19 protein-coding genes, 1 tRNA gene and 1 other RNA gene are annotated in these 23,680 nt (G+C 39.5%); all 21 read right to left on the reverse strand.

Translation table 11 applies throughout. The features are described from left to right. Window positions 1-5: 5 nt before the first annotated feature. The 21 genes from VPAR_RS05995 to VPAR_RS06090 all read right to left on the reverse strand — a co-directional run bounded on the left by VPAR_RS05995 (window position 6) and on the right by VPAR_RS06090 (window position 23,654). On the reverse strand, window positions 6-1,907 hold the full coding sequence (locus tag VPAR_RS05995; RefSeq protein ID WP_004698603.1) for a nickel-dependent hydrogenase large subunit: 1,902 nt from the start codon (window positions 1,905-1,907) through the stop codon (window positions 6-8). After that, a complete protein-coding gene (locus tag VPAR_RS06000; protein ID WP_012864564.1) occupies window positions 1,907-3,046 on the reverse strand; it encodes a hydrogenase small subunit in 1,140 nt (379 codons plus the stop codon). The genes VPAR_RS05995 and VPAR_RS06000 overlap by 1 nt, the downstream gene beginning before the upstream one ends. 274 nt (window positions 3,047-3,320) lie before the next feature. Next, window positions 3,321-3,650: a thioredoxin family protein gene (locus tag VPAR_RS06005; protein WP_004698670.1), complete on the reverse strand. Its 330-nt coding sequence runs from the start codon at window positions 3,648-3,650 to the stop codon at window positions 3,321-3,323. A gap of 57 nt (window positions 3,651-3,707) precedes the next feature. Further along, window positions 3,708-4,058, reverse strand: an RNA gene (rnpB, locus tag VPAR_RS09490) — RNase P RNA component class A. A 49-nt stretch (window positions 4,059-4,107) separates the two neighbouring features. Further along, window positions 4,108-5,211 carry a Nif3-like dinuclear metal center hexameric protein gene (locus VPAR_RS06010; RefSeq protein ID WP_012864565.1) on the reverse strand — a complete coding sequence of 368 codons (1,104 nt, stop codon included), beginning with the start codon at window positions 5,209-5,211 and terminating at the stop codon, window positions 4,108-4,110. A gap of 20 nt (window positions 5,212-5,231) precedes the next feature. Further along, window positions 5,232-5,954 (reverse strand): tRNA (adenine(22)-N(1))-methyltransferase, encoded by a 723-nt coding sequence (locus VPAR_RS06015; protein ID WP_012864566.1) that lies wholly within the window; start codon window positions 5,952-5,954, stop codon window positions 5,232-5,234. Between the two features lie 192 nt (window positions 5,955-6,146). Beyond that, window positions 6,147-6,221, reverse strand: a tRNA-Ile gene (locus VPAR_RS06020). 65 nt (window positions 6,222-6,286) lie between these two features. Beyond that, window positions 6,287-6,850 carry a GTP cyclohydrolase I gene (folE, locus tag VPAR_RS06025; RefSeq protein ID WP_012864567.1) on the reverse strand — a complete coding sequence of 188 codons (564 nt, stop codon included), beginning with the start codon at window positions 6,848-6,850 and terminating at the stop codon, window positions 6,287-6,289. An 86-nt stretch (window positions 6,851-6,936) separates the two neighbouring features. Beyond that, entirely contained in the window at window positions 6,937-7,680 is a 744-nt protein-coding gene (locus tag VPAR_RS06030; RefSeq protein WP_012864568.1) for a 4Fe-4S cluster-binding domain-containing protein, read from the reverse strand. Further along, a complete protein-coding gene (gene queD / locus VPAR_RS06035; protein ID WP_012864569.1) occupies window positions 7,667-8,005 on the reverse strand; it encodes a 6-carboxytetrahydropterin synthase QueD in 339 nt (112 codons plus the stop codon). The genes VPAR_RS06030 and queD overlap by 14 nt, the downstream gene beginning before the upstream one ends. A 205-nt stretch (window positions 8,006-8,210) precedes the next feature. Continuing rightward, entirely contained in the window at window positions 8,211-9,371 is a 1,161-nt protein-coding gene (gene rpoD, locus VPAR_RS06040; RefSeq protein WP_004696398.1) for an RNA polymerase sigma factor RpoD, read from the reverse strand. 28 nt (window positions 9,372-9,399) lie between these two features. Continuing rightward, window positions 9,400-11,172: a DNA primase gene (dnaG, locus tag VPAR_RS06045; RefSeq protein WP_012864570.1), complete on the reverse strand. Its 1,773-nt coding sequence runs from the start codon at window positions 11,170-11,172 to the stop codon at window positions 9,400-9,402. Window positions 11,173-11,429: 257 nt separating this feature from the next. Next, window positions 11,430-12,974 carry a ribonuclease Y gene (gene rny, locus VPAR_RS06050; protein WP_008601359.1) on the reverse strand — a complete coding sequence of 515 codons (1,545 nt, stop codon included), beginning with the start codon at window positions 12,972-12,974 and terminating at the stop codon, window positions 11,430-11,432. A 175-nt stretch (window positions 12,975-13,149) separates the two neighbouring features. After that, window positions 13,150-13,593, reverse strand: coding sequence for a regulatory protein RecX (locus tag VPAR_RS06055; RefSeq protein ID WP_042466790.1), 444 nt, complete (start codon window positions 13,591-13,593; stop codon window positions 13,150-13,152). A gap of 2 nt (window positions 13,594-13,595) precedes the next feature. Beyond that, a complete protein-coding gene (gene recA, locus VPAR_RS06060) occupies window positions 13,596-14,636 on the reverse strand; it encodes a recombinase RecA (protein WP_008601363.1) in 1,041 nt (346 codons plus the stop codon). Window positions 14,637-14,640: 4 nt separating this feature from the next. After that, window positions 14,641-15,888: a competence/damage-inducible protein A gene (locus tag VPAR_RS06065; RefSeq protein WP_012864572.1), complete on the reverse strand. Its 1,248-nt coding sequence runs from the start codon at window positions 15,886-15,888 to the stop codon at window positions 14,641-14,643. Between the two features lie 37 nt (window positions 15,889-15,925). Beyond that, a complete protein-coding gene (rimO, locus tag VPAR_RS06070; RefSeq protein WP_012864573.1) occupies window positions 15,926-17,272 on the reverse strand; it encodes a 30S ribosomal protein S12 methylthiotransferase RimO in 1,347 nt (448 codons plus the stop codon). 56 nt (window positions 17,273-17,328) lie between these two features. Next, on the reverse strand, window positions 17,329-18,366 hold the full coding sequence (locus tag VPAR_RS06075; RefSeq protein WP_012864574.1) for an ABC transporter substrate-binding protein: 1,038 nt from the start codon (window positions 18,364-18,366) through the stop codon (window positions 17,329-17,331). Window positions 18,367-18,428: 62 nt separating this feature from the next. Next, complete coding sequence (locus VPAR_RS06080; protein ID WP_012864575.1) at window positions 18,429-20,369, reverse strand: YgiQ family radical SAM protein; 1,941 nt, start codon at window positions 20,367-20,369, stop codon at window positions 18,429-18,431. A 39-nt stretch (window positions 20,370-20,408) separates the two neighbouring features. Beyond that, window positions 20,409-20,861 carry a helix-turn-helix domain-containing protein gene (locus VPAR_RS06085; RefSeq protein ID WP_004696413.1) on the reverse strand — a complete coding sequence of 151 codons (453 nt, stop codon included), beginning with the start codon at window positions 20,859-20,861 and terminating at the stop codon, window positions 20,409-20,411. 48 nt (window positions 20,862-20,909) lie between these two features. Beyond that, a complete protein-coding gene (locus VPAR_RS06090; protein WP_012864576.1) occupies window positions 20,910-23,654 on the reverse strand; it encodes an FtsK/SpoIIIE family DNA translocase in 2,745 nt (914 codons plus the stop codon). Window positions 23,655-23,680 lie beyond the last annotated feature (26 nt).

The following is a 23,680-nucleotide window of genomic DNA, read 5'->3' on the forward strand; positions in this document are numbered from 1 at the left end:
ACCCTTTATTTACACAATGCATCTGTATTGACGGAAACAATTTTTTCGCCTTTTTTATTGTATAAATGGGTTGCACATGCTAGGCATGGATCAAAGGAGTGAATTACCTTCAAAATTTCAAGTGGTTTATCCGCAATTTTTACATGTGTATCAATCATAGAATCTTCATAGGCACCATGTTCATTAGCTGCAGTCTTAGGGCACGCATTCCATGTAGATGGTACTATACATTGATAATTTGCAGAGCGTCCATCTTTAATATGTATCCAGTGACCCAAACCACCACGAGGCGCATCTACAAGGCCAACCCCTTTAGCATCTTTATCCCATGTATTTGGTTCAAACTTAGTCATATCCGCTACTGTAGTATCACCATTTTTAATATTAGATACAAGTTTGTTAAAGAAGTATTGGCTAATATTTGCCGCTACTTGTGCATCAAGGCCACGACATGCTGTACGTCCTACCATAGTAGTCATCCATACATGAGCTGGTACACCCAATACTTGTGATACTGTATCAATTTGACGAACAATCATAGATTCAGCCCAAGTTGGGTCTTTGATTATGCCTTGTTTTACCTTTGTATACACAACAATATATTTTGCTAATGGACCAACCTCTGCAGTTTTCCCTTTGAAAGTTGGAGATTTAATCCAAGAATATTTTTTATCTTCATCAAGGAATTCCCATTTTTCTTTTGTACCAGATTTAGGACCTGTAAATTTAGGATCAGTAACACCTTCAATAGGATGAAGTGTTTTTGTTCCATCTGGATATGTAAACCAGGAATGATCAACCTCTTCACTAAGGTATTGAGGATCCATAAAATCTTTACCTTCTAATGGGATAAATGTTGCTTTATCTACACCTAACGCAAAGTTTTCAACAACACCATTGGAACGAACAATACATTTCTTATGATAGTCACCATTAGAAATACCGGTGTACGTATCATCAGGATAATCGCCATAGGACATAACGCGTTTCTTCGCAAGGCCACCACCATCGATCATACCTTTTTCTACATATATTTTACCGATAGCTAATAGATCTGGCACGTAGAAATTATCAACTAAGTCTTTAGTCAATGCAATAGATTGCTCTACAGCAGCAAGGCGTTGCGTATTAATAGGGGCATTCATATCATTCATAGAAATAGAGCATGGCATGCCACCTACAATGTAATGAGGATGAGGGTTTTTGCCACCAAATACAACATGAGGAATTACAATATCCCGTTGACGATCAAGAATGTTCAAATAATGAGATACGGCCATCAAATGAACTTCTGGAGGTAACAAGTTATAATCAGGATGATCCCACCATTGAGCGGAGAAAATCCCCAATTGGCCTGATTCAACTATTTTCTTAACCTTTTGTTGTACAGCCGTAAAGTATGCTGTAGTAGCCTTAGGAAACTCTTTAGGATAGGCTGAGTCTTTTGATGCCGTTTCCGCAGGTGCTAAACCGCTCACATTATAAGTTGCTAATACATCATTTTGTAATTGAGCGGTTTTAGCAGGATCTGCACTAAGAGCTGCTACCGGACTAACCCAATCAAGCGCATGTAAGTGATAGAAATGCACGATATGATCATGCACATCTAGACTACTATGCATGATATTACGTATATAGTTTGCATTTTTAGGAATTGTAATTCCAATTGCATCCTCTACCGCACGTAATGCTGCCAACGCATGTGTTGTAGTACATACACCACAAATCCGTTGTACGAACGCCCAAAGGTCACGAGGATCGCGATCTTTAGCAACAAGTTCGATACCGCGCCAAGCAGTACCAGAAGACAATGCGTCCTCTACTTTACCACTCGCTTCATCAACTTTTATTTCAACCCGTAAATGACCTTCAATACGGGAAATCGGATCTACTACTACGCGTTTCATTAGTGACCTCCTCCATTATTATGTTTCTTTTCATCCCATAAGCCTTGTTCTTTTAAGCGTTTTTCTTCTTTCATATCAAGAATTTTATTACGCGTAAGAGTTGCTGCACCATGAACGATAACCGCTGCAGTGGCACCAACGGCAGCTACTGTACCGATTGTATCAGCAGTTGTGATAGTATTAGCCAATGGAATATCTGGTAATCGTTTGTAGAACACATCATTATCCCAGAAGCCCTTTTCAGAGCAACCAATACAACCGTGACCGGATTGAATTGGATAGGATAAACCATTCCACCAACGTAGATTACCACAAGAATTATATGTTTGAGGTCCACGACAACCTACCTTGTATAGGCACCAACCAGATTTAGATGCATCATCGTCAAATTTTTCAACGAAGAGACCAGAGTCAAAGAAGGCACGACGGTAGCATGTGTCGTGAATACGATTGCCATAAAATTGTTTAGGACGGCCTTGAGAATCAAGAGGTGGAATTTGACCAAATAATGCATAATGCATAATTACACCAGTCATAACCTCCGGAATTGGAGGGCAGCCAGGAACCTTGATAATAGGCTTACCAGATACAACGGAAGATACAGAAACTGTATTTGTTGGATTTGGTTTTGCCGCCTGTATACCGCCCCAAGAAGCACAAGAACCATATTCTATGATTGCTGCAGCTCCTTTAGCTGCTTCTAATAGGGATTCTTTAAATGTACGTCCACCTACTGTGCAATAAACACCATCTTCATCAAGTGGTACGCCACCTTCAACAGCCAAGATATATTTACCGGCTTTTTCTTTGATGATTTTTTCTAAATGTTCCTCTAATGGTGCACCAGACGCTGCCGCCAAAGTATCATCATATTCAAGAGAAATCATGTTCAAAATAACATCAGAAGTAAAGGGAGAGGATGAACGGATAAAAGATTCACTACAACCAGTACATTCATGACCATGCAACCAAATCACCGTAGGTAATTCAGTTGTTTCGGCAGCCTTAACAAAGGTGTCTAACATCGTTGGAGGTAGACCTAAAATAGCAGTGAGTGCTACACAGGATTTCATAAATGTGCGTCGACTCAAACGGCGTTCTTGGAAGAGTGTCCACAAACTATTTATACGATTCTTCATGGAATATAGCCTCCTTACAACAACTTTGCGCAATATAATTATATTACTTAATAAACTACAACGTTTATGACAGAAATCATTTTTATGAGCTCACTCAATCAGTTTGACGAAGTTCAACCAGCATGATGACAATCATATTTTTACTATTTTATTATATCACTTAACATTTTTGAAAACTATAAAATTTAACAAAAAAGCTGTATATAAGAAATTAACTTTTCTTATATACAGCCTCATGTTATTTATTTTCTACGAATTCCTAGTTATTAATTAATTAGATAACTTCCTTTATTAGAGACTCAAGCATATCTGCTTTTTTATAACCCACAAGGGAATCAAGCATTTTACCATCTCGGAAGAATACTAAGGATGGAATACCATCAACATCTTCTTTTAACAAAATACCACGAAGATTTTTATCTTCTGCATTAACACTAAAGAATTCTACTTGACCTTTTAAACGCTCTGCTACGTCTTCAATCTCTGGACGCATAACGGTGCAAGGTTCGCACCAACCAGCCCAAAAATCAACAATAGCTAAACCTTTAGCGCCAAGCACTTTCTCATCAAATTCTTGTACACTAGTAATTGCTGTAATTGCCATGAAGTTCTCCTAACAAAGATCTACAATCTTATATACTATCAATTATATGTTAAATATAGAAGCAAGCAATCAATAAGCCGAGTTCTGTTCCACTTGCGCGGTGACGATTATCTTTCTAGGCGTACAGTCGCCTGCACGCTCGAGCGACACAACCCGGAAGGTAGGCGGGACCACCCTTAACCCTTCCCTATTCGGTCTTGCTCCGGATGGGGTTTACCGAGCCAGCCTGTTACCAGACTGCTGGTGAGCTCTTACCTCACCTTTCCACCCTTACCACTTACGTGGCGGTTTCCTTTTCTATGGCACTTTCCCTAAGGTTACCCTCGCCAGACGTTATCTGGCATCCTGCCCTATGGAGCTCGGACTTTCCTCGAGTCTTATAGACTCGCAATCGTCTTTCATACTTGCTTCAATTCAGTTTATCATAGCTAACAATTTGTTGCAAGAAAATGCATCATTACACAAAGAAGAAATCATTTTGTTCTGTAAAAGCTTTCACAGGAACAGTAAATCCTACAGAGATTAAATAGTCACACAAACCACGCGCCACTATAGACTCAGTTCCAAAATGACCCGCATCAACTACGAGCAAACCCAACTCCTTAGCCATTTGCGCCTCATGATACTTCACATCACCTGTGATATAGGCATCTACATGTAATCGAGCAGCATCTTTAATAAATTCAGCACCTGCTCCGGAGCATAGCGCAATGGATTGAATTGTTTCTGGCGCAACACCGGCAAAGCGAATATTGGCATCAGGCAAAGCATCTTGTATCCATTCACGGAAAGAATCTAAGTTTAATGCATTAGGCAAGCGACCTACCCGGCCTAGATATTGAGTTGAACTAGTAGGCTCAACTATATTTAAAACCTCATAAGCCACCTCTTCATACGGATGAGCTGATTTCATAGCCGCTACGACTTCGCTTAAATGCGTACCATCGACTATAGCATTTACTTGTACCTCAGGAGCCACTGTCAAAGCACCAGCTGAACCAATGACAGGATGAGAATCTTCATTACCAACAAAGCGCCCTTCACCATGGGTACTGAAACTGCAATACTCATAATTACCAATTCGGCCTGCCCCTGCATCGCCCATAGCCATACGAACCGCATCAGCCGAGCTTTCAGGTACAAAGGTGGTCACCTTATAGAGCGCCTCTTCACCAGTTTTAATAAAGCCCTTAATATCTGTGAGGCCCAATTGCTTTGCCAACATATCATTGAGACCGCCTGGTGCAATATCAAGATTTGTATGTGCACTGTATACGGCAATTTTATGTTGAATCAGCTTATTGATTGTACGCCCTTGAGCAGTATCACATGATATCTGTTTCAATCCTTTAAAGATCAATGGGTGATGGCTAACAATTAAATTACAATTCTGTTCAATAGCATATTCTACGGCCTCTTCTGTTACGTCTAATGTAGTCACAACACCTGTAACAACTGCATTCCGATCGCCCACCATGAGTCCTACATTATCCCAAGACTCTGCATAGGAGCGGGGTGCTAGTTGTTCCATTACAGTAATAATTTGTTGAACCGTCGTCATAAAATCACTTCCTCTCTATTCTATAAAAGATTACGAAGAAAATTAACTTCCTGCTCTAAATCCTGATATTTATCAGTATAACTTAATTTCTCTGTCATATCATCTAATGCACATTGTCGTTGATATATTAAATACTCTATATATTTCATCCAAAGTGGTGGTCTGTCTTGTTCCAATAAAGCCCCTACAGACCACAACAAGGAATCTTTCGGTAACGCTTGATAAACATCTACATATTCAGTCATACCTGTATAAGCTTCTACACAATCATTGCGTACTGCTAAAAACGCTGTATAGAGCTTACCTGCATCTTCTACGATGATTTCTAGAACGATAACATATCCCTTTTGAACCATGTATTGACGTAATTCTTTTTGTCCATTCTGTGGTTGGAGTACATAGAACTCTAATGGTTCTGGTCCTGCATCTATAATATCCCGCATTAAAAAGCCGCCCATACCACAACAAATGGCGCCGTTCAACTCGCCCTTTCCTGTCACTTTAAGACCATCGCCTAAACGACAATCTACTTTATCGGCTAGTCCACAAGACTCAACATATGATCTTGCAGACTCTAACGGACCTTTATGTACATCACCGGCAATGACATATTCAGCGCGTTGACGGTTGATGAGCTCTACCGCTAAATAGCCATGATCGGTGCCAATATCTGCAATGGCGTGGGCCTTAGGTACGATTGAGAATACCGCTTCTAGGCGGTCCATCATAGGTCTAGGTTCCATAACTTCCTCTACTATCACTAATTATTTATTCTTAATTACTAATTCTTGATTATTTTCTTACTTATTTGTTCTTGTTTATATATCTATAGACACAATACTATTCTGAAATAATCTCTATTATGTTGCCTCAAAATGAGTTACATATAAAAATAACCGCCCTTGAAATCTCAAGGACGGTAGATATCAACATAATGGTGGGCCCACCTGGGATCGAACCAGGGACCGACCGGTTATGAGCCGGTTGCTCTACCCCTGAGCTATAGGCCCTCAGTTAGTTTCTAGCCTATTAATTATACCGAATAGACTATCATTTAGTCAAGGCAACTCAAATCTTAAGACTGTTTCATTAGCATAAAACGGTGAATCATATGATCTTCGTTAAATACGCCTTTAGTAGTTAGTGTAGTCGTTTGGCTATCTGTAGATTTAATGCCTCTTGCACTCATGCAGCTGTGGGACGATATAATGTGCACAATAACATCATCAGACCCTGTCGCTAAAGAAATTACTTCCGCAATATCTTCACCAATTTTTTCTTGCAATTGTAAACGCTTGCAACACATTTCAGCTATGCGAGGAATCTTAGATAAACCTATGACATGACCTTTTGGTATATACCCAATACTGATACTCATATCATACATCAATGCCATATGATGTTCACAATGAGAGAAGCAAGTAATATCCTTTACTACTACCATTTGATTTGTATCTACAGCGAAGGTTTTACCATACATTTCTGCAATTTCAGCATTTGTATACTGAATGCCTTCATATACCTCTTCCATCATTTGAGCCACCCGTTTCGGTGTTTCTAACAAACCGTCCCGATTAGGATCCTCACCTAATGCTTCTAACAACTGATATATAAGTGATTCTATTTTTTTTGTATCCATATTTACCCCTTTATATCAAGATTCCATCAGACCTCATATCATACTATGCATTAGAAAAGATACTGACACTACACATCCTAACAATACTATACACCCTTTGCATCTGGATCCCAGACAAATTTATGGATTTGCAGTTGAAATCGTACATTCTGTAAATTATATGCTTTCATATAATCGATAATCGATGCCGGCTCAATCTGTCCCCATACAGGCGATACATATATTTGAGCCACTGTAGGATATTGTTCAATTATGCGACGCATACAATCCAAATCTTCTGGGGAGCCAACGACAAACTTTATGAGATCTCGTTCTGTAGCCACCTTGAATATATCTACATTCATAGACTCTTCGGCTAAAGAGGACGGTGTTTTATAATCATAGGTAAACCACACATTATCTCTGTGAAAGCTCGGTATAATCGTGCCATTTGTTTCAATATTGAAATCATAAAGGCTATCATTAAGCATCTCTCGTTTATCAAATTTATCTATATCAATAATACAAGTTGAACCAGCTTGACCTGATGTATTATCCTGCATTGTTTCAGCCTTCCGACGATTTAACTCATCGATTAGCTCTACTACAGCGGCTTCTTGCAATAAGGGCTCCCCACCAGTAATAGTAATGCGATGATTACCTAAGCTTTCAATAACATTCGCCACCTCAGCTGCAGTCATCTCTGTAAAGACACTATCAATGCCATAACTATAAGTCGTATCGCAATAGGAACAGCGAATATTGCAATCATGGAGGCGTAAAAATGTAGTCAACAAGCCTTGCCGACTACCTTCCCCATCAATAGAGGCAAAAATCTCAATCACGTTCATAAATAGCTGTGTTCCCTTCAGATTCTTGAACCTCTACTTTAAAGCATTTTGGGCCCAATTCATCAGCAATCCATTTTGCCATATTCTCCGCAGTGGGATTAATGTCGCCTAGTACATCGTTGATATGGCGATGATCCAAGCGACCATGAATTTTTTCTTTAATAATCGTAAAGTCGATGACCATCCCGTTATGATCTAACTCTTCAGAACGAGCATGAACTGTAATAATCCAGTTATGCCCATGAAGATTTTGACATTTACTCGGATAATCTAGTTGTAATTGATGAGATGCACTCACCTCTAACCGTTTAGTAACTGTAAACATTATATCTCCTATCCATCACATAAGCTTTCAACTTATATCTATTACATAAGACTTATCGCTATTACATGAGACCCTTCTCTACTACATAAGTCTTATCATAAAATGCTTTTTATTGTAAGATATTATTATTTTTTATTATAACACAAAAGGGTTGTAATACAGTGCTATACAACACTGCATTACAACCCTTAAGAGTTTCAAAATATTATAAGAAGTCTTTGATTTTATCACGTTTACCGCGGTTGCGCAATTTAGTAAGCGCTTTACCTTCAATCTGACGAATACGTTCACGTGTAACATTAAAATGTTGACCAACTTCTTCCAATGTACGAGGCTTACCATCCTTCAAACCAAAACGTAAAATCAATACTTGTTGCTCACGATCAGTTAAACATGTAAATACATCTTCAATCTGCTCTTGCAATAAAATATAGCTAGCTGCATCGTCTGGAGCAATTGCATCTTGGTCCTCGATGAAGTCCCCTAAATGGGAATCTTCCTCTTCACCAATCGGAGTTTCCAAGGATACTGGCTCTTGGGCAATTTTCTGAATTTCACGCACCCGCTCTACAGTAATTCCCATACCTTCAGCAATTTCTTCTGGCAATGGCTCGCGACCTTTATCTTGCAACAATTGTCTAGAAATACGAATCAATTTATTAATTGTTTCTACCATATGTACAGGAATACGAATCGTACGAGCTTGGTCTGCAATAGCACGCGTAATCGCTTGACGAATCCACCAAGTAGCATATGTAGAAAATTTATAACCCTTAGTATAGTCGAATTTATCTACCGCTTTGATTAGACCTAAGTTACCTTCTTGGATTAAATCCAAGAACAACATACCGCGACCTACATAACGTTTCGCAATACTTACAACTAGTCGCAAGTTAGCATCTACCAATTTTTTCTTAGCCTTTTTGCTAAGTTGAATATCCTTATATGTAGCATCCTCTTGTGCACCAGCTTCGATTTGCTTAGCTAATACGATTTCTTCGTCAGCTGAAAGCAATGGTACGCGACCAATTTCTTTTAGGTACATTCGTACAGGGTCATCGATATTAACACCAGAATCAACACTTAAATCGATAGAAATTTTCTTCTCACTAGAAACTTCGTCTTCATCTTCATCTGTTTCAATTGTATGACTATCTGTATCATCTGCATCAATATCTGCCACAATCTCAACATTCAGTTTACCCAAAGTCGTATAAATATCATCTAATTGTTCCGCAGTAATTTCCGTCTGCTCATGAAGAGCATCTGAAATCTCGGATTGTGTCAACACACCGCTCTTACGGCCTTTTTCAAGAAGTTGCTCAACAATCTCCTCTATTTGACTTTTTTGTACTTTCTTAGCCACAGCGCTCTCCTTTTTAACCATTAATGATTTACTTAGACCATTCTCTAATTAAATTCTGTATTTCCTGACACTTATGTAATTCGCTAATAAACGTCGAATCTCCTGCTCGTTTTAATTGATCCGCCATAATTGAATGCGCTTTATACTGTTCACGCAATGAATGGAGTCTTATCTTGCGGATTAATGCAGGCACTTGTACCTTATATTCATCGTCACTCATGACGACCAACCTAGAGTAAATATCGTATTCTTGAGAAGATAAAACAGATTGAATTGCAGTTTCATCTAGACGACCTTCGGACTTATACAAGGTGAATAGCTTTTCTATTATACCTCGATATTCAATTTTTTCAAAGTCCTCTAATGGCAAATAGCTCATCATATGTTGTAATACTTCGCCATCGGTGAAAGCTAAGGACAATAATTTTTCCGCATCCCCCTTTGGTAAATCCTGTGTTGGCAAAGGTGTTGATGCAGTATCCACTAATTCAATTTGTCCTTTTTTCACATAATCTCTAAAGTATCTAAAAATAGTACTATTATCAAGCCATAATGGCAATGCCAATGTTTTTAAAGCATCATCTCTCTGTGTTTGACTATCTATATTTGCAATATATGGGAAAACATCTGCCATAACAGCCTGCTTACCTTCTGTATCATTTGTATCGTGTTTAATTAAAGACTCACTTAATAGATAATCAAGAGGCTTAACAGCTTTAGCAACTAACTCCTTAAATGCCTGTCCCCCATGATTACGCACATAATCATCTGGATCTTTACCGTCTGGCATGGCAAGGACACGCACCTTAAAATCCGTATTTTGCAATAATTCAATAGCTCTAGCAGCCGCCTGACGACCAGCACCATCCATATCATAAGCTAACACGATTTCTTCAGCCTGCCTCATCAAGATATGTCCATGATCTCTTGTATAAGCAGTCCCCAACGATGCGACTACATTAGTAACACCATGATTATGAGCAGATATAACATCCATATAGCCTTCTACAAGAATAGCTTGTTTTTCCTCACGAATAGATTTATAAGCCTTATCAAAAGCAAATAAGAGTTTACCTTTTTCAAAGATTGATGACTCTGGAGAGTTTAAATATTTTGGTGTACTATCATCCATAACACGCCCACCAAAAGCAACTACTCGCCCTTTACCATCCATAATGGGGAACATAATTCTATTTCTGAAGAAGTCATAAAATTGACCCTTTTGATTCTTTCGGACAAGATTCAACTCCAAGAGAATGGAATCATCAATACCACGGTCATGAAAGGCACGATATAACTTATCCCAACCATCAGGAGCAAAACCAAGCTTAAATGTTTCTATGGTCGCTTGTGTGAGCCCTCGCTTTTTCAAATAATCTAATCCCACTTTACCAATAGAAGTTTGAGTAAGACAGTTATGGAAAAAAGTAGCCGCTAAATCAGAAGCTTCATACAGTTTTTTGCGTCTTTCATCTCTAGCTCTTTGCTCAGGTGAAAGTTTCGCCTCTGGCAATGGAATATTAGCCCGATTAGCTAGCCGCTCTAAAGCTTCTACAAAGGTTAAATGCTCTAACTCCATAAGAAATTTAATAGCATTTCCTGATGCATGGCAACCAAAACAATAATAAAAACCCTTTTCAGGGGCTACGCTAAAGGATGGCGTTTTTTCATTATGAAATGGACAACAACCCCAATAGTTCTTGCCGCGTTTCTTTAAGGCTACATGCTCGGATACAACTGACACGATATCATTAGCATCTTTGATTTGTTCAATCAGTTCATTTTCAAAATATCGGCTCATAGCCAACGCCTCCTTCCCCATATATATATATTAATTCTATATACAAATAAAAAATCCTCTATTTGTAAAGCATTTTAATCAATTAAATTATAAAAAAATATAAAAAAGCTTGATACGAATCATAGGAATCATCATCTAAAACGCAATATACATGATGATTCCTATACGCCGTATATAGCAATATGTAATTACCGAAACTTTGATAACAATAGGCTGCAATGAAAACATTGCAGCCTATACTTATCGCTTATAGCATATTATTTTGCGTAATCCACAACGCGAGTTTCACGAATAATTACGACCTTAATTTGGCCTGGATATTCAAGTTCTGACTCGATGCGTTTTACGATATTCCGAACAAGTAATGTAGACTCAGCTTCATCAATCTTATCCGGTTTTACTACAACGCGAATCTCACGACCGGCTTGAATAGCAAAACATTTTTCAACGCCTTCGAAGGATTCAGCGATTTCTTCCAATTTAGATAAACGTTTTAAGTAGTTTTCTAATGTTTCTCGACGTGCTCCTGGACGGGCAGCGGAGATAGCATCAGCAGCAGCTACTAATACAGCTTCTACAGTTTGGAACTCTTCATCACCATGATGAGCACCAATACAGTTAATTACTGCTGCACTTTCACGATATTTACGAGCCACATCAACACCGATTTGAACATGAGAACCTTCAAGTTCACGGTCTAATGCTTTACCAATATCATGAATCAAACCACCTCGTTTAGCCAAAGTTACATCACAGCCTAGTTCAGCTGCCATTAAACCTGCTAAATGAGATACTTCAATGGAATGTTTCAATACGTTTTGACCATAACTAGTACGATATTTCAAACGGCCTAAAATCTTAACAATTTCAGGATGTAAGCCGTGAACATCAGCTTCAAATGTCGCTTGTTCACCAGCCTCTTTAATAGTTTGGTCCACCTCTTTACGAGCTTTACCAACCATTTCTTCAATACGAGCTGGATGGATACGACCATCTACAATCAATTTTTCCAGCGCAATACGAGCCACTTCACGACGAATTGGATCGAAGCCGGAAAGAATAACTGCTTCTGGCGTGTCATCGATAATCAAATCAATACCTGTTAATGTTTCGAGTGCACGAATGTTACGGCCCTCACGACCGATAATACGACCCTTCATTTCATCATTAGGCAATGCCACTACGGATACGGTAGTTTCCGCTACATGGTCAGCTGCACAACGTTGGATGGCAGAGGAGATAATTTCTTTCGCTTTTTTCTCCGCTTCATCCTTAGCTTGCTGCTCCATTTCCTTAACCATAATCGCCGTTTCATGGCGAATTTCTTGTTCCACATTCGTTAACAAGATATTTTTTGCTTCTTCGAACGTCATGCCAGAAATACGTTCCAATTCTGCCATTTGTTTTTCATACAAAGCTTCTACCTTTTCACGGCTTTGGGCTAAGTCAGCTTCTTTGCGATGTAAAGCTTCCTCTTTGTGCTCAATATTGTCTAATTTTTTATCCAAAGATTCTTCTTTTTGAAGAATACGACGTTCCATACGTTGAAGTTCAGAACGACGATCTTTATTTTCTCGTTCCACATCAGAACGGAGCTTATGAATTTCTTCTTTCGCTTCTAATAAAGCTTCTTTCTTTTTAGACTCAGCTGTGCGTTCACCATTTGCAATGATGCGTGCAGCCTCTTGCTCAGCTTGATTCAGTTTTCCTTCAGCAATATTTTTTCTTAAAAAATAGCCTACCCCTAGTCCAATCAGTACCATTACCACTGCAATTAGACTATACTCTAAAATTTCTTTCACCTCCTTTTAAGTTCTCAAAATTGAGCTTTCATGCTCCTTTTTATGCCCTTTATGCATTAAATTATCAATTAGCCATATCATCATATAAATAAATAAGGCTATTATTAATTTTAGACTTCAAAGCCCTTTCTGTCAAGATTTTACAAGCTTAGTAAGGCCTCTCAAAAAGCATAATTTATTCATAAAAATCATTGCATACAATTTGAATTGTGCTTGTTGAGAAACCTCTGTATTTGAGAAAATTAAATACCTTTGCCCGAGGAGCCCGCTCTTCATTAAGAATAGAACCAAATTTTTTCTCTACCACCCGATAAGCAGCTTTTACCTCATCATAAGCAGAAATTTCTTGAGGAATCGCAAGTCCTCGAAGTTTCATTTTTTGCTTAATCACATAAACACCGTATTTCTGTTCTTTCATCAAATAGGCTAATACTTGCTCAGATAAACGTTCATCATTAATATAATCATAATCTCTAAGGCGCTCAAGGACCCTCTCAATGATAGGGTCCTCGAATTGTTTACGTCTCATTTTTTGTGTCAGTTCATAAGAACTAAGAAAGCGTTGAGCTAGGAATCGATACGCTTGGTCCATAGCAGCTTGCATCGTTTCGTCACTCATGATTATACTTCTTCAGTTACTTCTTCACCGATTACATCGATTTCTTCAGTACCAACAGCTAATGTATCACGAATAATGCGATCGATTTCATCAGCTATTTGTGGATTATCTAACAAGTATTGTTTAGCCGCTTCCTTACCTTGGCCCATACGTTCCCCATTATAAGAATACCAAGCACCAGATTTATTAATAATTTCCATATTTGTACCAATATCAATAAGTGTGCCAGTTTTAGAAATACCTTCGCCATACATCAAATCAAATTCAGCGGTCTTAAATGGAGGTGCCACCTTATTTTTAACAACTTTGACTTTTGTGCGAGCACCAACATTTTCGTTATTTGCTTTGATCAATTCTCCTTTACGAACATCAAGACGCACAGAGGAATAGAATTTCAACGCACGACCACCAGTTGTTGTTTCAGGATTACCAAACATAACACCTACTTTTTCACGTAATTGGTTGATGAAGATAACAACTGTTTTGGATTTACTGATGATACCAGTCAATTTACGCAAGGCTTTACTCATCAAACGAGCTTGTAAACCTACATGAGCGTCACCCATTTCACCATCAATTTCCGCTTTAGGTACCAATGCTGCTACGGAGTCAACTACAACAATATCTACTGCACCACTGCGAACAAGGGCTTCTGTAATTTCAAGAGCTTGTTCTCCATTATCTGGTTGAGAAATCAACAAATTATTGATATCTACACCCAAATTGCGAGCATATACAGGATCCATCGCATGCTCCGCATCAATAAATGCTGCAATGCCACCTTGTTTTTGAGCTTCTGCTACCGCGTGAAGAGCTACTGTTGTTTTACCAGAAGATTCTGGACCATAGATTTCAATTACACGACCACGAGGAAAACCACCTACACCAACAGCGATATCAATAGCTAGAGAACCAGAGGAAATCACCTCTACATTCATGCGATCTGCCGCCTCACCAAGACGCATAATAGCACCTTTACCAAAATCTTTTTCAATTTGTTTTAATGCGTTATCCAACGCTGCTTGTCTACCATCTACAGCCATTATTTTATTTCCCCTTTTCTGTTATATAAGTATAAACATAGTAAAGTGCTAGCTCTGCTGCACTTTGTCTAATATCTTCTCGATTGCCAATTAAATTAGCTTTATGGGCTACCGTACCATGTGGACCAGTAACACCAAACCAAACAAGACCAACAGGCTTTTCTAGCGTACCGCCTCCAGGACCAGCTATGCCTGTCGTAGAAACAGCATATGTTGTTTGACCAACAATTCGTGCCCCCTCTGCCATAGCCTTAGCCACTTGCTCACTAACAGCACCATACGCATCTAACATATCTTGTGGTACACCTAAAACACGATGTTTCACATCATTACTATACGAAATGACACCACCCATATAGTACTCACTACTACCACTGACATTAGTCAGTAGTTTGCCAACCAATCCTGATGTACAAGATTCAGCAGTGCTAATCGTACTGTGTTCCTCTAGCAAGGTACGGCCTAGAGTTTCCTCCATAGAAATCGTTAAGTCGCGTCCTACGCGAGAGCCTAAACGCTCTCGTATGATTGCATCCCAAGGATTTAGTAGGTCTTGGGCCGCTTCTAATGTTTCAGCCTTAGCAGTGATACGAACCTCAATGTAGCCCTTTTTAATGAGCAAAGCGATCGTCGGATTAGATTGCTTCTTAATGAGATCCATCAAGGTGCTTTCTAAATCAATTTCACGAATATCATATACACCATAACGATAAGATGTAACAACCCCTTGAGAACCAAATCGACCATTTAAATAAGGAACTACACTCTCTTGGAACATGCCCTTCATTTCTCCAGGAGGTCCAGGCAGAAGTATGTATGTAGTGTCACCATCTTCAACGACTACACCTGGTGCAACTCCAACAGGGTTATATAATACCTTCGCCCCTTCTGGTAATTGTGCCTCTCGCCGACTCGCATCAGGTATAGTACGGTTTACACTTTTAAAAAACCGTTCAAGCTCATTCATGGCCTCTTGATTAAACACAATAGGTCTACCAATTGAATCGGCAAGTACATTACGTGTAATATCACCCTGCGTAGGTCCTAACCCACCAGTACTAATAACGATATCAGCCCTTGTACTAGCGAGCTGAAAGACTTCAGCCATTCGTTTAGGATTATCACCTACTACTGATTGATGGGCAATGGTATATCCTAATTTATTTAACTCTTGTGCTAGCCATGATACATTCGTATTTACTGTATCACCTAGCAATAATTCTGAACCTGTAGAAATAAGTTCTACAATCATCAGATCACCTCCACAATCGAATGTATCGAACTGTGTATTATTCTACAACTGTAGCTACTACATCATAAGCAAAGCCTTGCTCTACTTGTACCTTAAGAATATCACCAGGTTGAATGTCTTCACCGCAGTCTTCAATGTACATATTACCATCTACATCAGGTGCTTGAGATTTCAATCGACCTTTTGCAAGCAATGTGTTATTCTCGCCTTCTTCGATTTCCTCTACCATCGCATAATCAATGGTACCTTCTAAATCGCGATTGTTCTCTTCAGAGATAGCAGCTTGGATGGACATAAGAACGTGATAACGCTCTTCTTTGACCTCTTCTGGTATTTGGTCTTCACGAGCACCCGCTGGTGTACCAGCCTCTTGAGAATATGTAAATACGCCCATGTTATCAAATTTGATTTCTTTTACAAAGTCACAAAGTTCCTCAAATTGTTCATCTGTTTCACCAGGGAATCCAACGATGATAGAGGTGCGCAATGTAATATGAGTCGGCGCATTTCTAATTTTCTTAAGTAAACGCTCAATATCATTGCGATCGTCTCGGCGATTCATTTGTTTCAAGATATCGTTATTAACATGTTGCAATGGAATATCTACATATTTACAAAGCTTTGGCTCATTAACGATAATATCTAACAATTCATCAGAGAAGAATGTCGGATATAGGTATAGCATGCGAATCCATTCTATGCCCTCTACAGTTGTTAATTCTTTTAACAATGTAGTCAACAATGGTTTACCATTATTAAGGTCGATGCCATAACTTGTTGTATCTTGAGCGATAAGGACAACTTCCTTAACCCCTGTCGCTGCCAATCGTTCCACTTCAGCCTTGATAGACTCGATAGTCCGACTACGGAATGCACCGCGTACCTTTGGAATAATACAGAATGTACACCCGTTATTACAGCCTTCCGCAATTTTAACATATGCACTATAACGAGGTGTTGTTTGAATACGAGGCATGCGCTCATCATAGATATTCGTAATATTTTCCATTATACAACTACGATTGCCGTGCTCAATAGCATCAACGGCTACCATAACTTGATCCCATGCACCGGTACCGATTAATGCATCAATTTCAGGAATTTCTTGGAATAATTCATCCTGATATTGTTGGCTAAGACAACCTGCTACGATAAGGCCCTTACAAGCACCATCTTCCTTATATTGAGCAACCTCAAGGATGGTATTAATAGACTCAGCCTTAGCTTTTTCAATAAAAGTACAGGTATTTACAACGATAAGATCTGCTTCGCTTAAGTCTTCTGTAATTGAATAGCCATTATCTCGCAATAATCCTAACATTACCTCTGTATCTACTAAATTTTTAGCACAACCTAGGCTAACATATCCTAATTTTTTCCCCATTCCATATCCTTTCGTCACTAGATTCTTTTTTTATTTCTTGGATTTATACAACTGACTTAGTCCTTACGGAATCGTACCTGGCTAACCCAATGATTTAACAATAACTTTTTACCTTCTAGGGTATAACCACCATTCACAGGCCATAACACTAAATCATGCCCTATAGAATCTTTTGGCTCATCCATCTCAGGATTAGTAAATATATAGGTAAAATTCTTTTCTACCATATATTTCGCCGTTTTAGAGGATAGTAACCAATTAATAAACTCTACACTATCTGCTTTATGTTTTGAATTTTTTAAAACAGCAGCACCAGTCACATAATAAGACGTACCATCTTTAGGATAAATGATCTTAATTGGATACCCATGATGACTATATTGCGCCGCATCAGACAAGTTACCAATACCAATATTTGTCTCCCCTAGCGCAGTTAAGCGTATTGGAGTAGACAAAAATTTAGCATGTTGAACCACATGAGGCTTCAAACTATACAAGTATTCAAGAGCCTCTGGTTCCCCTTTGTACTCTACCATATTGTATAGCAAATTGGCCGCATTCTGAGATGCTACAAAATCAGTCATAACGATAGACCAATCACCTTGTTTTCCCAATGTTTCCCATGTAGTAATATATTTACCAATGCCATTATGGAAGGTATCATTCTGAACAAATACGATTGGATCGTACCAGAGACCAACCCAATAGCCATTTGGATCCTTTAGATTATCACGTACCTCGTCAATACGTTCATTGACGATGGGCATATATTTACCTGCATTGGCACCAACTACGAGATTATCTTCAGAAGTTAGCACCAAATCACCAGAAGTATCAGCCACGGTAGAAGCCGACCGTAGCGACATTTGTTCCTCTGTAAGAGGCATTACAGTAACTTTTACCTTTTGTTCCTCTTCATAACGCTCAGCAAGCATAGCTGTCAAAGTATTAGGCAAATCTGTATAGACTATAATTTCACCACGAATAGGCTCTTTGGCCTGTTCTATTTGTTCTTGTTGGTAAAAGTTTATACCATAAATCAACATTCCTACCACAAATAATGCTAAGATGCTCGGAGCAATCCATCGTTTCATATATGCCTCCTATAAGACATAAAGTATCTTAAAATGAGAGTAGCTAGAGCTACTCTCTAGGTTTAACGACCACCAAAACTTTTATTAGATGTACGAACTTTAGTCACATCTCTACTACGCCTTTTGGCAGTCCGGCATTGATTCCTAGGTTCGCAATCTCGTTTGCCATTACGGAATTTACTAGATTGGCTAATACGCTTAGAATTTCCACTAATTGGGCGCGGTGGAATTAAGCATTCCGGGCCAAAGCCAATTAAATCACGTCGGTTGGCTTCTATGAGAGCCTCTTTAACAAGATCATAGTTTTCAATATTTTTAAACTGCATCAAAGCGCGTTGTTTTGCTTTATCTCGCCCCTTTTTAGCAACATATACAGGCTTTCCATCTAGTGGATTAATGCCCGTATAATACATGCAAGTAGAAAGACTACCCGGTGTAGGGATAAAATCCTGTACTTGCTCAGGGTACATATGGTGGTCTCGTAAAAATTCCGCCAATTCAATAGCATCCTCTAACGCACAACCTGGATGAGAGCTCATAAAGTACGGAACTAAATATTGCTTTTTACCAAGCTTTTTATTCGCCTCTTCAAACCAAGACTTAAAGGTTAGAAATTCTTCCTTACCAGCTTTTCCCATCATATTGGTAACGCGTTTAGATACATGTTCTGGGGCGACCTTTAACTGACCACTTACGTGAAACTCACAAAGTTCCCGCACAAAGTCTTTATTGTTATCGGCCAATACATAGTCATAGCGCAAACCGGAACGAACAAATACCTTTTTTACACCTTTTAGCTTACGTAGTTTACGCAGTAAAGCAATATAATCATCGTGATTTGTATTCAAGTTTTCACAAGGCTCTGGAGCCGCACAGGTACGCCCTTTACAAGCACCATAAACAGCCTGTTTATCACAAGCCAGATGGCGGAAATTTGCCGTAGGGCCCCCTACATCATGAATATACCCCTTGAAGTTGTCCATCTTGATCATCTTATGTGCTTCGTCAATCAAAGACTCATGACTACGATTTTGGATAATACGACCTTGGTGATTCGTGATGGCACAGAAAGAACAACTGCCAAAACAGCCGCGTTGGCTTACAAGGCTAAACTGAACTTCGCTTAACGCTGGTACACCACCCTTATCATCGTATTTAGGATGCCACTTTCGGATATATGGCAGGTTATAGACACCATCCATTTCATCCTGCGTCAATGGTAAAGCAGGTGTGTTCTGAATGAGATATCGATCACCATGTTTTTGGACTACAATACGACCATAGAACGGATCTTGTTCATCGTATTGAATGCGGAATGCATCGGCAAAGTCCATCTTATCCGCCTTAATAGCTTCATAGGATGGGCACTCTACATAGTCGATGGTTGGAATTTCCTTTGCCATGTAGCAAATACCGCGTATAGACGGCAAGGACTCTTTAAATCGACCTTGATCTAAGGCATCGGCTAGTTCAACGATTTGAAGTTCTCCCATACCATAGACAAGTACATCTGCCTTGGAATCTACTAAGATGGAGCGACGTACCGTATCTGACCAATAATCATAATGACCAAAGCGGCGCAAAGACGCTTCTATACCACCGATAATAAGAGGTACATCATTGTAAGCCTCCTTCATGCGGTTAGCATATACCAAGGTAGCACGATCTGGACGATGACCTGATTCACCACCTGGAGAATAATCATCTTGACGACGAATTTTCTTTGCTGCCGTAAATTTATTGAGCATTGAGTCTAGATTCCCTGCCGTAACAAGGGATGCTAGACGCGGTTTACCTAGTTTTTTGAAATCCTCTACATCATTCCAATCTGGTTGATCTATAATGCCTACACGATAGCCTTTGGATTCTAAGTATCTACCAATAACCGCAGGAGCAAAGGATGGATGGTCCACATAAGCATCCCCACTGATGAGAACGAAATCTAATTCGGCCCAGCCACGTTCCTTCATCTCTGAAGGTTCTGTTACTAAAAATCTATCCATTGACTGTGTAAATGCCTTTCTATCCTTCCTAATCAATCATTAGAAAAGGAATAACCATAGTAAAAATAATGCCATACAAAATAGAATAATCCCCAAAATAATGCGTTCTTGTACAATAGAGCGTTGACGTTTTCGTTGACGCGTTTCTAAAGACATACGCTTTTTAGATGTTTGGTATTCAACGAACTCACTTTGTACCAAATTAGGAGTCGCTTGAGCCTTCCGTCTCGTAACAGAACGCAAGGAAAAAGTATCTATGTCACCTACTTGTCCTTGATATACTTTTACCAAGCGGTCCCCATCAAGATCTAAGTAGTTGCCATAGTTTCGAATAAAGCCCTTTACGTAGACTTGACCAGGAATGATATCATAGTTGCCATCTTCGATAGCTTCTAAATAGGTTGTTTTAATGTGTAGCACTTGCTCCACATCTTTAAAGGTTAGATTACGTCTTACCCGTTCACGTCGTAATTCCTCGCCTAATTCAGCCATTTTCGTTCCTTTCTAAATCTACGTAATATTCATATAGTAATTAGCTCATTATTGCTCGTCATTAGAATCGGAGAAATATCTAGCCTTAGCTTGTTCAGGGCTCATTAAAATTTCTCGAGCCTTACTGCCCATGCTAGGGCCAACGATTTTAAGGTCTTCCATTGTATCTACAAGACGTGCCGCACGGGTATAACCTATACGGAAACGACGTTGCAACATCGATACGGAAGCTTGACCAGATTCCATAACGAGATTAACAGCTCGCTCTAATAATTCATCGCGGTAAACATCATTAGCATCAGAAGATTCTTTTTCAGCTTCCTTTTCCACATCTTGAGTTACCGTATTATCATATTCTGGTTCTCGTTGAGCTTTTACAAACTCTACAAGTTTTTCTACCTCATCATCAGAAATGAAGGCCCCTTGTACACGAATAGGTTTATTCGCGCCAATTGGAGCAAATAACATATCACCTTTCCCCAATAGTTTCTCTGCCCCTGCCATATCAAGAATGGTACGGGAATCAATTTGAGAGCCTACAGCAAAGGAAATACGGCTCGGTACATTGGCCTTAATAGAACCAGTAATAACGTTAACAGATGGCCGCTGTGTAGCAAGAACCATGTGAATACCTGCGGCACGAGCCATTTGTGCTAAACGACTAATAGATTCTTCAATATCATCAGGAGCCGTCATCATAAGGTCAGCTAACTCGTCGATAATCAACACGATTAACGGCATAGCAGCCTTAGGATGCGCTTCATTATAGCTCTTGATATCGCGTTTACCAGATGCAGCAAACGCCTTATAACGAGCCTCCATTTCACGAACGGCCCAACGCAATACAGCTGCCGCTTTTTTCATATCCGTTACAACCGGAGCCATCAAGTGAGGAATTCCGTTGTAAATAGACAATTCAACCATTTTAGGGTCGATTAATAATAACTTAACCTCTTCCGGTTTACGACTAAAGAGAATACTAGAAATCAATGTATTTACACATACGGATTTACCAGATCCAGTCGTACCAGCTACGAGCAAGTGAGGCATCTTAGCAAGATCCGTAATAACAGGTTTACCTGCAATATCCTTACCAAGACCGACAGGAATACCACCACGAGCATCTTTAAAGTCACTACAATCAAGTACATCACGTAAATGAACAGCTTCTGTCATTTTATTAGGCACCTCAATACCGATGGCAGATTTACCTGGAATCGGAGCCTCCATACGGATATGTTGCGCTGCTAAATTGAGGGCAATATCATCTGTTAAGTTAACGATACGACTCACTTTCACGCCTGGTGCAGGTTCAATTTCATAACGCGTAACAGTTGGACCTTGTGTAGCATTAACAACCTTAGCAGTAATACCAAAGTCACTCAATACATGTTCAAGCATCATCGCATTTTGCGCTACTTCTTCACCATTGTTTTGACTTCCCTTCCCTTTCGCCAAAATATCTAGGCTTGGGAAGTGGTACGGTCTATCATAGGAACGATGAATTTGGCCATCTTTAGATACAGCTACTTGTGCCGTATCTTCTGTAGTACTAATAATGGACGGTACTTGTAAGCCCATGCCGGATATACCGGCCCCAGCACTTACGGAACTTGCAGCCGCACCCGTTCCTGGCACAACAGAAGCGATAGCACCATGATTAGTTTCCAATGGATCCATCGTTGTATTTTGATAGGAGAATTCTGGTTCTTCGTCATCAGAGTTTGCTGCAGTTCCAAACTCATCCGTATATTCTTCATCTGGTGTATATGCATAGTCCTCATCGGGAACATATACATAATCATCACTCGTAGATCTATGTGTATCAGAGAATTGTTCAAAGTCATCAGCTTCATAAGACTTAGCATCATCAGATGCTTCAGAAATATTAGCCAATTGCTCAGCCGCACGATTACGTGCTTCTATCTCAGCCAATTCCTTCCAAGATGTAGGAGGTTTTGGCGACTCCACAGTAGTAACTGTATCTTCAGGAGTATCAACATCTACAGTCGTGCTAGAGTCAAAGAGATCTCTTCCAGTAGCGATGCTTTGTTTTTCCAATGTATCTAATGCTTGATCTGCTGCGTCAGCAAAGCGTGTGTCTTTTTCCCTGTTATAAGCTTTACGCTGTTCTGCCGCTTCTTTACGCTGTTCATTCCAGTCATCAAAAACTTCTTTTGCAACAGCGACCTTCTCAGCAGCTACCTCTTTAGCTACATCTAGACCAACTTGCGTTTTGTCCGCAGCCTTTTGTAATCCACTGCGCAAAGATAAACGTGTCACAAGAAGACCAAAAGCTATGAGTAAGAATACATCAAGAATAATAGCCCCTAAGTTGCCTAATAGTGTACGAAGAAATGTAGCAATTGCCCCACCTACGACACCACCTTGATTAACCAGTTGTGTAGTAATGAGTTCCTGCCCCTCAGGAACGCGCCACAAAGGAACAAGAGCTAACAAAAATAGGAAAAACAAGGTCATTACAACGCCTCGTTTTGTAATGGAAATAAATGTATCCTTATATAATAATCTCCAACCTAACCAGAAAACGCATAAACAAGGAATGATACCGCCTAGGCCAAAGCCATAACGGAATACACCTGTTAAAATCTGCCCTACAAGGCCGAGTTCAAAGCCGAAAAAGCCGAGAAAAGAAATCACAGCAAAGGCAATGACAATAAGACCTTTCACTTCGCTGCGCAAAGAAAAGCTTTGAGACTTTGATTGCTGTTTTGTACTTGTTCGCTTACGGCGTGTGGTGCGTCTTTTGGTGGAAGTATTTTCTTCTGCCATAAATCTATACAAACCCCTTACTTATA

Origin of the sequence: Veillonella parvula DSM 2008, from assembly GCF_000024945.1 — a bacterium.
Lineage (GTDB): Bacteria > Bacillota > Negativicutes > Veillonellales > Veillonellaceae > Veillonella > Veillonella parvula.

Excerpts from the sequence above, each read along its gene's own strand:
- VPAR_RS06015 (WP_012864566.1), bottom strand. The coding sequence starts at position 5,954 with ATGGAACCTAGACCTATGATGGACCGCCTAGAAGCGGTATTCTCAATC.
- folE (WP_012864567.1), bottom strand. The coding sequence starts at position 6,850 with ATGGATACAAAAAAAATAGAATCACTTATATATCAGTTGTTAGAAGCA.
- VPAR_RS06010 (WP_012864565.1), bottom strand. The coding sequence starts at position 5,211 with ATGACGACGGTTCAACAAATTATTACTGTAATGGAACAACTAGCACCC.
- VPAR_RS05995 (WP_004698603.1), bottom strand. The coding sequence starts at position 1,907 with ATGAAACGCGTAGTAGTAGATCCGATTTCCCGTATTGAAGGTCATTTA.
- VPAR_RS06000 (WP_012864564.1), bottom strand. The coding sequence starts at position 3,046 with ATGAAGAATCGTATAAATAGTTTGTGGACACTCTTCCAAGAACGCCGT.
- VPAR_RS06085 (WP_004696413.1), bottom strand. The coding sequence starts at position 20,861 with ATGGCTGAATTAGGCGAGGAATTACGACGTGAACGGGTAAGACGTAAT.
- queD (WP_012864569.1), bottom strand. The coding sequence starts at position 8,005 with ATGTTTACAGTTACTAAACGGTTAGAGGTGAGTGCATCTCATCAATTA.
- VPAR_RS06075 (WP_012864574.1), bottom strand. The coding sequence starts at position 18,366 with ATGAAACGATGGATTGCTCCGAGCATCTTAGCATTATTTGTGGTAGGA.
- dnaG (WP_012864570.1), bottom strand. The coding sequence starts at position 11,172 with ATGAGCCGATATTTTGAAAATGAACTGATTGAACAAATCAAAGATGCT.
- recA (WP_008601363.1), bottom strand. The coding sequence starts at position 14,636 with ATGGCTGTAGATGGTAGACAAGCAGCGTTGGATAACGCATTAAAACAA.
- rimO (WP_012864573.1), bottom strand. The coding sequence starts at position 17,272 with ATGGGGAAAAAATTAGGATATGTTAGCCTAGGTTGTGCTAAAAATTTA.
- VPAR_RS06065 (WP_012864572.1), bottom strand. The coding sequence starts at position 15,888 with ATGATTGTAGAACTTATTTCTACAGGTTCAGAATTATTGCTAGGTGAT.
- VPAR_RS06055 (WP_042466790.1), bottom strand. The coding sequence starts at position 13,593 with ATGAGTGACGAAACGATGCAAGCTGCTATGGACCAAGCGTATCGATTC.
- VPAR_RS06005 (WP_004698670.1), bottom strand. The coding sequence starts at position 3,650 with ATGGCAATTACAGCAATTACTAGTGTACAAGAATTTGATGAGAAAGTG.
- VPAR_RS06030 (WP_012864568.1), bottom strand. The coding sequence starts at position 7,680 with ATGAACGTGATTGAGATTTTTGCCTCTATTGATGGGGAAGGTAGTCGG.
- VPAR_RS06080 (WP_012864575.1), bottom strand. The coding sequence starts at position 20,369 with ATGGATAGATTTTTAGTAACAGAACCTTCAGAGATGAAGGAACGTGGC.
- VPAR_RS06090 (WP_012864576.1), bottom strand. The coding sequence starts at position 23,654 with ATGGCAGAAGAAAATACTTCCACCAAAAGACGCACCACACGCCGTAAG.